The sequence below is a fragment of the Caulobacter sp. CCH9-E1 genome, from assembly GCF_001556515.1.
In the GTDB taxonomy this organism is placed as follows: domain Bacteria; phylum Pseudomonadota; class Alphaproteobacteria; order Caulobacterales; family Caulobacteraceae; genus Caulobacter.
Window position 1 is genome coordinate 1 of the sequence record NZ_LSJA01000014.1, and the last position, 1,244, is coordinate 1,244.

Here is a 1,244-nt window from a genome sequence, read left to right on the forward strand (position 1 = left end):
CTCTCCGGGGCCTTCGCTTAGATCAGTTCAGCTGTCGCTGAGGATCGATCGATTACTCGACGATCTTCGAGACGACGCCGGCGCCGACGGTGCGGCCGCCTTCACGGATGGCGAAGCGCAGCTTCTCTTCCATGGCGATCGGGGTGATCAGCTCGACGTCCAGCTCGGCGTTGTCGCCCGGCATGATCATTTCCACGCCTTCGCGCAGCTTGATGATGCCCGTCACGTCCGTCGTGCGGAAGTAGAACTGCGGACGGTAGTTGGTGAAGAACGGGGTGTGACGGCCGCCTTCTTCCTTGGTCAGGATGTAGGCTTCGGCCACGAACTTGGTGTGCGGCGTGATCGAACCCGGCTTGCACAGCACTTGGCCGCGCTCGACGTCTTCACGCTTGGTGCCGCGCAGCAGCACGCCCACGTTGTCGCCGGCTTGACCTTGGTCCAGCAGCTTGCGGAACATTTCGACGCCCGTGCAGGTGGTCTTTTGGACCGGACGGATGCCGACGATTTCGACTTCTTCGCCGACCTTCACGATGCCGCGCTCGACGCGACCGGTGACCACGGTGCCGCGGCCCGAGATCGAGAACACGTCTTCGACCGGCATCAGGAACGGCAGGTCCACGGGGCGTTCCGGCTGCGGGATGTAGGCGTCGACTTGCGTCATCAGCTCGAGAATGCGGTCTTCGCCGATGGCGGCGTCGCGGCCTTCGACGGCGGCCAGGGCCGAGCCCTTGACGATCGGAATGTCATCGCCCGGGAACTGGTACGACGACAGCAGTTCGCGAACTTCCATTTCGACGAGCTCGAGCAGCTCTTCGTCGTCGACCATGTCGACCTTGTTCATGAACACGACCAGGGCCGGCACGCCGACCTGACGGGCCAGCAGGATGTGCTCGCGGGTCTGCGGCATCGGGCCGTCGGCGGCCGACACCACCAGGATCGCGCCGTCCATCTGGGCCGCGCCCGTGATCATGTTCTTCACGTAGTCGGCGTGGCCGGGGCAGTCGACGTGAGCGTAGTGACGGTTTTGCGTCTCATACTCGACGTGAGCGGTGTTGATCGTGATGCCGCGGGCCTTTTCTTCCGGCGCGGCGTCGATGTCGGCGTAGTTCTTGGCGGTCGCGCCGCCCGTCTTCGCCAGCACGATCGTGATCGCGGCCGTCAGGGTCGTCTTGCCATGGTCAACGTGACCGATGGTGCCGATGTTGCAGTGCGGCTTAGTACGTTCGAACTTTTCCTTGGCCATC

General features: G+C 63.8%; 1 protein-coding gene. It reads right to left on the reverse strand.

Annotated elements, in window-relative coordinates:
• Positions 1-52: 52 nt before the first annotated feature.
• Positions 53-1,243, reverse strand: a complete 1,191-nt coding sequence (gene tuf / locus AX690_RS00775; protein ID WP_066680301.1) for an elongation factor Tu — start codon at positions 1,241-1,243, stop codon at positions 53-55.
• Position 1,244: the final 1 nt, after the last annotated feature.

What these genes read in the sequence shown, in the direction of transcription:
- tuf (WP_066680301.1), bottom strand. Translation starts at nt 1,243, where the DNA reads ATGGCCAAGGAAAAGTTCGAACGTACTAAGCCGCACTGCAACATCGGC.